The organism is Caulobacter sp. P1_B12_2 (assembly GCF_056406675.1).
Genome location: NZ_JBFTZS010000276.1, coordinates 1 through 6412 on the forward strand (window position 1 = coordinate 1; position 6412 = coordinate 6412).

At 66.7% G+C, this 6412-nt stretch carries 9 protein-coding genes; 6 read left to right on the forward strand and 3 right to left on the reverse strand.

Features of this window, described 5'->3' with window-relative positions; all coding sequences use genetic code 11:
• On the forward strand, positions 1-957 hold a 957-nt coding region (locus AC1DZ6_RS16525; protein WP_477098236.1), incomplete at its 5' end, for a tetratricopeptide repeat protein.
• A gap of 23 nt (positions 958-980) precedes the next feature.
• A complete protein-coding gene (locus AC1DZ6_RS16530) occupies positions 981-1718 on the forward strand; it encodes a DsbA family protein (RefSeq protein ID WP_477098237.1) in 738 nt (245 codons plus the stop codon).
• A 22-nt stretch (positions 1719-1740) separates the two neighbouring features.
• On the opposite strand, the gene AC1DZ6_RS16535 is transcribed toward AC1DZ6_RS16530, so the two are convergent.
• Positions 1741-2553 carry a thiazole synthase gene (locus AC1DZ6_RS16535; protein ID WP_477098238.1) on the reverse strand — a complete coding sequence of 271 codons (813 nt, stop codon included), beginning with the start codon at positions 2551-2553 and terminating at the stop codon, positions 1741-1743.
• Positions 2554-2598: 45 nt separating this feature from the next.
• Positions 2599-2799: a sulfur carrier protein ThiS gene (gene thiS / locus AC1DZ6_RS16540; protein WP_477098239.1), complete on the reverse strand. Its 201-nt coding sequence runs from the start codon at positions 2797-2799 to the stop codon at positions 2599-2601.
• A gap of 79 nt (positions 2800-2878) precedes the next feature.
• Here thiS and AC1DZ6_RS16545 point away from each other — a divergent pair, with 79 nt between their 5' ends.
• The 4 genes from AC1DZ6_RS16545 to aat all read left to right on the forward strand — a co-directional run bounded on the left by AC1DZ6_RS16545 (position 2879) and on the right by aat (position 5968).
• A complete protein-coding gene (locus tag AC1DZ6_RS16545) occupies positions 2879-3322 on the forward strand; it encodes a type II 3-dehydroquinate dehydratase (protein WP_310078814.1) in 444 nt (147 codons plus the stop codon).
• Between the two features lie 40 nt (positions 3323-3362).
• Positions 3363-3878, forward strand: coding sequence for an acetyl-CoA carboxylase biotin carboxyl carrier protein (accB, locus tag AC1DZ6_RS16550; RefSeq protein ID WP_477098240.1), 516 nt, complete (start codon positions 3363-3365; stop codon positions 3876-3878).
• Between the two features lie 5 nt (positions 3879-3883).
• Positions 3884-5227, forward strand: a complete 1344-nt coding sequence (gene accC, locus AC1DZ6_RS16555) for an acetyl-CoA carboxylase biotin carboxylase subunit (protein ID WP_477098241.1) — start codon at positions 3884-3886, stop codon at positions 5225-5227.
• A gap of 84 nt (positions 5228-5311) precedes the next feature.
• Positions 5312-5968: a leucyl/phenylalanyl-tRNA--protein transferase gene (gene aat, locus AC1DZ6_RS16560; RefSeq protein ID WP_477098242.1), complete on the forward strand. Its 657-nt coding sequence runs from the start codon at positions 5312-5314 to the stop codon at positions 5966-5968.
• Here aat and AC1DZ6_RS16565 read toward each other — a convergent pair.
• A partial coding sequence (locus AC1DZ6_RS16565) for a DUF2155 domain-containing protein (protein ID WP_477098243.1) occupies positions 5905-6412 on the reverse strand: 508 nt, incomplete at its 5' end. The two genes, aat and AC1DZ6_RS16565, sit on opposite strands and share 64 nt — an antisense overlap.

Genomic DNA, 6412 nt, shown 5'->3' on the forward strand with positions numbered 1-6412 from the left:
GTCCTGCTCGGCAACGCCAGCTATTTCGGCCAACTCGGCGCTTTGGGCTACAGCCGCGATCAGGAGTCGCGCGCCGACCAGGCCGGCGCGGGGTTCTTGGAGGCCACGGGCCAATCAGGCCGCGGCCTGGTCGAGTTCTTCGACAACTTTCGCTACCAGGAGGTCTTCGACCAGTCGCGGCGCTACGCCTATTTCCGCAGCCACCCCCTGTCCGGCGACCGGATCGACGCCCTACGCGGCCGCGTCGAGAAGCTGCCGCACTACAACGCCGTGGACGATCCAGCCTCGCTGGCCGAGCACGAGATCATGAAGGCCAAGCTGGAGGGCTTCATCAATCCTGGCGTGGCGATCGTGAAGTACAAGGAAAGCGACCGCGCCTTCCCGGCCCGCTACGCTCGTGCGATCGCCTATTACCAGATGAAGGAGCCCGACCGGGCCCTGAAGATCCTCGACGGCCTGATCACCGAGAACCCGAACAATCCCTATCTCTGGGAGCTCAAGGGGCAGATCCTGTTCGAATTCAATCGCGTCAAGGAAGCCGAAGACCCCCAACGCCGCTCGGTCGCGTTGAAACCCGGCGCCGCCTTGTTGCGCGTGAACCTCGGTCAGACCCTGATCGGGCTCGACGATCCCAAGAAGGTCGAGGAAGGTATCAGCGAACTGAAGCGCTCGCTGCTCGACGAAAGCGACAATTCCGTCGCCTGGCGTCTGCTGGCCCAGGCTTACGACAAGCGCGGCGAGGACGGCAACGCGCGTCTGGCCACCGCAGAGCAGTATTTCAACATGGGCGCGACCCAGGAGGCCCGGGTCTTCGCCATGCGGGCTCGCGAACTGCTCAAGAAGGACAGCGTCGAATGGCGTCGCGCCACCGACATCGTCCTGACGTCCAATCCCTCCAACCAGGACCTCAAGGACCTGGCCAAGGAAGGCGCCGTAACCTCGGGCTTGCGCCGTTAGGCCGCCCTCTTCCAGAGATCTCAATGCCCCTGACCTCGCGCCCGCTGGCGATCGCCGCCGCGTCCATCGCCGCCCTCTCCCTGCTCGGTTGCGGGCAGGCCAACGCCGACAAAGCGTTCGGCGAGAAGGTGCACGCCTATCTGATCGAACATCCCGAGGTGCTTGTCGAGATGAGCACCAAGCTGCAGGAAAAGCAGACGGCCGAGAAAACCGCGAACGCCAAGGGCGCGATAGCCAAGTATCGCCAGGCCCTCGAGCGTGATCCACGCGACTTCGTGGCCAATCCGAACGGTTCGATCACCGTCGTCGAGTTCTTCGATTACCGCTGCGGTTACTGCAAGCTGGCCGCGCCGCAGATCGTCGACCTGATCCAGAAGAACCCGGACGTGCGCTTCGTGTTCAAGGACTTTGTGATCTTCGGCCACGATTCCGAGGCGGCGGCGCGCATGGTCCTCGGCGCCAGGGACCAAGGTAAGACGATCGCGTTCCACAAGCGCCTGATGGCCGAGAAGAGCCTGGACGAGGCCGCGGTCATGCGCATCGCCCAGGAGGTCGGCATCGACGTCGCCAAGGCCCAGGCGGCGGCGGGTTCAGCCGCCACGACCCAGCATCTGGCCGACACCCATGCGCTGGCCGAAGCCCTGGCCATCGAAGGCACCCCGGCCTTCCTGGTTGGCGACCAGATGATTCCCGGCGCCGACATGCACGCCCTGAAGCTGGCGATCGATCAGGCCCGGGCCGGAAACGCCAAGAAGGTCTAGCCCCGCGGTGAGGCCTAGGGGCTTAGATCAGCCCCGCCAGCGGCGAGCTGGGGTCGGCGTAGAGCCGCTTTGGCATGCGGCCGGCCAGGTAGGCCTCGCGACCGGCGATCACGGCGTGCTTCATCGCCCGGGCCATGCGGATCGGGTCCTTGGCCTCGGCGATCGCCGTGTTCATCAGGATGGCGTCGCAGCCCAGCTCCATGCCGATCGCCGCGTCCGAGGCCGTGCCGACGCCGGCGTCGACCAGGACGGGCACCTTGGYGTTCTCGATGATGATCCGCAGGTTCACGCGGTTCTGGATGCCCAGGCCCGAGCCGATGGGAGCCCCCAGCGGCATGATCGCCACCGCGCCCGCCTCCTCTAGCTTGCGGCAATAGACCGGATCGTCCGAGCAATAGACCATCACCTGGAAGCCCTCGGCGACCAGCAGCTTCAACGAGCGCAGGGTCTCTTCCATGTCCGGATAGAGGGTCTTGGGATCGGACAGCACTTCCAGCTTCACCAGATCCCATCCACCGGCCTCGCGGGCCAGTCGCAGGGTGCGCACGGCGTCCTCGCCGGTGAAACAGCCGGCGGTGTTGGGCAGGAAGGTGAATTCGGTGGGTTTGACGTAGTCGACCAGCAACGGCTGCGTCGGATCGGTCAGGTTCACGCGGCGCACGGCCACGGTGACGATCTYGGCGCCCGCCGCCTTCGCCGCCGCGGCGTTGGTGGCGTAGTCCTTGTACTTGCCGGTGCCGACGATCAGTCGCGAGCGGAAAGTGCGGCCGGCGACGGTCCACGTGTCGTCGGACTCGGTGGCGGCGATGGATTCGGGGGGGACGTGCGCGTTCATAAGGCCGGTTTACGCCTCCGCGCCCAGGGTTTCAAACCCGGAGACCTAGCCGCCGCCGATGAACGTGACGATCTCGATTCGGTCGCCGTCGGCCAGATGCGTGTCGGCATAGGTCGAGCGTGGCGCGATCTCGAGATTGCGCTCCACGGCCACCTTGCGAGCGTCCAAACCCAAGGCGGACACCAGATCCGCGATGCTGACGACATCGGCGAGATCGCGTTCCTCGCCGTTCAAGAGAAGCTTCATGTCACCTCCGAAGCGAGCCCTGCTTGTGACGTGAGGGAACCGGCTATACAAGACCTCCCGGAATCGACGGCGGAGCCGAATGGTAAAACCGATCCATGTGCTGAGCGGACCCAACCTCAACCTGTTGGGAACGCGTGAGCCCGAGATCTATGGCAAGGACACGCTCGACGATGTCCGTACGCGCTGCGAAGCGCGGGCGGCCGCTCGGGGCCTTTCCGTCGTCTTCCGGCAGAGCAATCACGAAGGCGTGCTGATCGACTGGGTCCAGGAGGCCCGGACGGAGGCTTGCGCGTTGGTGATTAATCCGGCGGGCTACGGCCACACGTCGATCGCACTCCTCGACGCCCTGAAGACCTTGAACATTCCGGTCATCGAGTGTCACCTGTCCAACCCGGCGGCGCGTGAAGATTTCCGCCGCCACACCTTCGTTTCGCTTGCAGCGACCGGGATCGTCTCCGGCTTCGGCGCGGCGAGCTATGAATTGGCGATCGAGGCCGCTGCCGGCCTGATCGGCGCGAACTAGCCGGCGACCCCGGCTTCAGAAGACAGCAAGGTAAGCTTCCATGTCCAATCCCAAGGCCCCCGCCGATCCGGTCGAGACCCCGTCGATCGACGCCCGCCTGGTCCGCAAGCTGGCCGACATCCTGAAGGACACCGGCCTGTCGGAAATCGAGGTCGAGCACGCGGGCCTGAAGATCCGGGTCGCCCGCGAACTGACCGTCGCCGCCGCGCCCACCACCTATGTCCAGGCTCCCGCCGCCCAGGCCTATGCGCCCGCCCCGGCCGCCGCCGCGCCGGCTCCGGCCGCTGAAGTCGCCGCCCCGGCCGCCGCCGCCCGCGCCGCCGGCGATATCGTCAAGTCGCCGATGGTCGGCACCGTCTACATGTCGCCCCAGCCCGGCGCCGACGCCTTCATCAAGGTGGGTGACACCGTCGCGGCCGGCCAGACCCTGCTGATCGTCGAGGCGATGAAGACCATGAACCCGATCGCCGCCACCAAGGCCGGCAAGGTCGTCGAGATCCTGGTGGCAGACGCCCAGCCCGTCGAATTCGGCGAGCCGCTCGTCATCGTCGAGTAATCGGCATGTTTGACAAGATCCTCATCGCGAACCGAGGCGAGATCGCGCTTCGGGTTCACCGCGCCTGCAAGGAAATGGGCATCGCCACCGTGGCGGTCCACTCCGAAGCCGACGCCAATTCCATGTGGGTGCGGCTGGCCGACGAGAGCGTCTGCATCGGCCCGGCCTCGGCCGCCAAGAGCTACCTGAACATCCCGTCGATCATCGCGGCCGCCGAGATCACCGGCGCCCAGGCGATCCATCCGGGCTACGGCTTCCTGTCGGAGAACGCCCGCTTCGCCGAGATCGTCGGCGCGCACGGCTACACCTTCATTGGCCCCAAGCCGGAACACATCCGGATGATGGGCGACAAGATCACCGCCAAGCAGGCCGTCAAGGACGCGGGCATTCCCGTCGTTCCCGGCTCTGACGGCGGCGTGGCGACCGAGGAAGAGGCTTTCGCGGCCGCCGAGCTGATCGGCTTCCCGGTGCTGATCAAGGCCGCCTCCGGCGGCGGCGGTCGCGGCATGAAGGTGGCCCAGACCCGCGAAGACCTGGCCGAGGCGGTCTCGACCGCCCGTTCGGAAGCCCGCGCAGCGTTCGGCGACGACACGGTCTACATGGAGCGCTACCTCCAGAAGCCGCGCCACATCGAGATCCAGGTCATCGCCGACAGCCACGGTAACGTGGTGCACCTGGGCGAGCGCGACTGCTCGCTGCAGCGTCGCCACCAGAAGGTTCTGGAAGAAGCCCCCTCGCCCGCCCTGGGCGCGGCGGATCGCGCCAAGATCGGCAAGGTCGTCGTCGACGCCGTCAAGGCCATCGGCTATCTGGGCGTCGGCACCATCGAGTTCCTGTGGGAGAACGGCGAGTTCTTCTTCATCGAGATGAACACCCGCCTGCAGGTCGAGCACCCGGTCACCGAGGCCATCACTGGCATCGACCTGGTCCGCGAGCAGATCCGCATCGCCGCCGGCCTGCCGCTGTCGTTCACCCAGGACGAGGTGGTGTTCGAAGGCCACGCCATCGAGTGCCGGATCAACGCCGAGAACGCACGGACCTTCACGCCGTCGCCCGGCACCATCACCGACTTCCACGCGCCTGGCGGCCTGGGCGTGCGGTTGGATTCGGCGATCTACACCGGCTACGCCATCCCGCCCTATTACGACAGCCTGATCGGCAAGCTGATCGTCCATGGCCGCGACCGCCAGGAGTGCATCGCGCGCCTGCGTCGTTGCCTGGGCGAAATGGTTGTCGGCGGCATCGAGACCACGATCCCGTTGTTCCAGGACCTGCTGGTGCAGCCCGACATCCTGGCCGGCGATTACGACATCCACTGGCTGGAGCGCTGGATCAAGGCGCAGGGCTGACCTTAAAATCGTCGTCATCCCCCGACTTGCTCGGAGGGATGACGACGTTTCGGGATCATGCCTACCTGGGGTTCACGGCCAGCCATGGATGATGACGCCTTCACGGTCGATGATCTCATCGCCTGCTACGAGCGCGGCGTCTTTCCGATGGCGGACGCCCGCCAGGACGAGAGCATCTTCCTGATCGACCCGGAACGCCGGGGCGTGCTGCCGCTGGACGGCATGCACATCCCGCGCCGGTTGGTCCGGACGGTCCGAGCCGACCCCTTCGAAATCCGTATCGACAGCGCCTTCGACGCCGTGGTCGAGGCCTGCGCGACCGCACGGCCGGGGCGGCTGGAGACTTGGATCAACAATCCGATCCAGCGGCTCTACGGCCAGCTTTTCGCGCGTGGTCTGGCCCACAGCGTCGAGTGCTGGGACGGCGAGGAACTGGTCGGCGGCCTCTATGGGGTGGCGTTCGGCGCCTGCTTCTTCGGCGAGAGCATGTTCTCGACCCGCCGCGACGCCAGCAAGGTGGCGCTGGTGCATCTGGTCGGCCGGCTGGTGGCCGGCGACTATCGATTGCTGGACACCCAGTTCATCACCGAGCACCTCGAACAGTTCGGAACGCTCGAGATCTCGCGCGCCGACTATCGCCGCCGGCTAGGCCGGGCCTGGACGGCCCAGGCCGACTTCTATCGGCTTACGGCTGGAGCCACGGGCGCCGAGGTCTTGCAGGCGATCAGCCAGGCGTCATAGACCGGGTGCTCCAGCGGGTTCAGGCCCGGTGAATTGGCGTACATCCAACCCTTGTAGATCTGACGTCCGGGCGGCGCCACGCGGCCTGGCAGAGCCTTGGGCTGGGTGTCGACGGTGACGTAGGCCACCGAGTCCGGCGCGTCCTCGTCAGGCGCGGTCGTCTCGCAGGCGCGGACCGTGAACACCAGGGTCTTGTAGCGGATCGGCTGGCCGACGGGCGCTTCGAACCGCATCGTCTCGGTCGTCACCTTGTCCAGGGCCTGGATGATCGCGACGGACGAACGGGCGCGCTTGATGGGCTCCGCCGGCTTTTCGGGCGGGGCCGCCACCGGCTTGGCGGCCGGCGTCGGCTGGACGGGCTTCGCCGTCGTGGGCGCCGGAGCGGCCGCCGTCGTCGCGGCGGGCTGTTGAGGCGCGGGTTGCGGCCCCGGTGTGGGTCGCGAC

Bases quoted from the DNA above. Each gene is read 5' to 3' on its own strand.
- AC1DZ6_RS16530 (WP_477098237.1), top strand. From the start codon at position 981: ATGCCCCTGACCTCGCGCCCGCTGGCGATCGCCGCCGCGTCCATCGCC.
- thiS (WP_477098239.1), bottom strand. From the start codon at position 2,799: ATGAAGCTTCTCTTGAACGGCGAGGAACGCGATCTCGCCGATGTCGTC.
- AC1DZ6_RS16545 (WP_310078814.1), top strand. From the start codon at position 2,879: ATGGTAAAACCGATCCATGTGCTGAGCGGACCCAACCTCAACCTGTTG.
- accB (WP_477098240.1), top strand. From the start codon at position 3,363: ATGTCCAATCCCAAGGCCCCCGCCGATCCGGTCGAGACCCCGTCGATC.
- accC (WP_477098241.1), top strand. From the start codon at position 3,884: ATGTTTGACAAGATCCTCATCGCGAACCGAGGCGAGATCGCGCTTCGG.
- aat (WP_477098242.1), top strand. From the start codon at position 5,312: ATGGATGATGACGCCTTCACGGTCGATGATCTCATCGCCTGCTACGAG.